Source organism: Providencia sp. PROV076 (genome assembly GCF_028483405.1).
Taxonomy (GTDB): domain Bacteria; phylum Pseudomonadota; class Gammaproteobacteria; order Enterobacterales; family Enterobacteriaceae; genus Providencia; species Providencia huaxiensis.
Map to the genome: position 1 here is coordinate 1 of NZ_JAMPRR010000076.1, position 1,063 is coordinate 1,063.

Annotated in this window: 1 protein-coding gene; it reads right to left on the minus strand. The window is 43.6% G+C overall.

The window, feature by feature from the left end; translation table 11 throughout:
- Window positions 1–233 precede the first annotated feature (233 nt).
- The coding region (locus PSF67_RS22030; protein ID WP_442959150.1) for a DUF927 domain-containing protein at window positions 234–1,063 on the minus strand (830 nt) is incomplete at its 5' end.

Here is a 1,063-nt window from a genome sequence, read left to right on the forward strand (position 1 = left end):
TTTAAAAATGCCATCCAGTGGAAAAACTCTTTAATTCTGTGTGTTGGTTCAAAATGCCACTTTGTCGGTTCAAAACAGCCTCTTGTTGGTTCAGTGTTGGTTCAATAAATGCTATTTTTCCCTTATAAATCAATAAAACTTATCTACTGAACCAACTGAACCGACACTAAAACGATAAAATCACGCACATGAAAAAAACATTATGAGATTTTCATCCCTCCGCTAGTTGTTGCTCAATTGTTATCTTCTTCTGTGCTCTCTGGAGCGAACTGCAAAACGTAAACATTAAATTGCCGTCCGTCTATGCGTGGGCTTTTTCGTTGATAGCCTCTCCCACTGGTGGGTGGTGTTAACATGCCAGCCATTTTTAACGCCTCAGCAAATTGTTTGTAGTTAAACCCTGCCGCGATTTCTTTCTCAAAGGCGGACGGGAAGGTATAAAAGATTATCGGGTCATCCTCGTTACTGCCTTTCTTCCTATATCCTGCAAGGTCTCTAATAGGTAGATCCCTAACATCATAAGGAATTGGGGCAAATCGGCTTAATCCGTGAGCATTCAAAAACGCCTCAGCTTGTTCTTTGATTTGCTCATACTCTTTGTTTCCCGTGCCGAACTCTGCGACCCATACGTTAAATATTGCTTGAACTACATCCCTACAATCTTGTTCACTCCACCCCGTAATCACACAGCCCATAATCAAAGCGGCTTCAATCGTGGCGAATCGGTCGCTCGCTCGGTGTACCTGCTCCCCATAGCTACTTGGAATTAACTTATTCCAGCGTTGCTGTGCGGCTCTGTAGGCTTCTTTAGCTTCGTCTTTGTGATTTGATAGGTACTCAATCCAATAGCGTCCTGCTGCCCCGTAGCTATCACGACAATTCACCTTGATTAAATCCGCGTGGGCTTTCCCTGTTTCACATTCGTGTAGTTCGGTGGCGCGTTCAATGGGGATATTTAGTAATCGCACTAATTGCCCTGCGTTCACTTTCACACCTGAATTTAATAAAAAGGTTTCAATGTCTTTTTCCCCTGTACTAATGGCCACCGTCCGCCAGCTTTGAA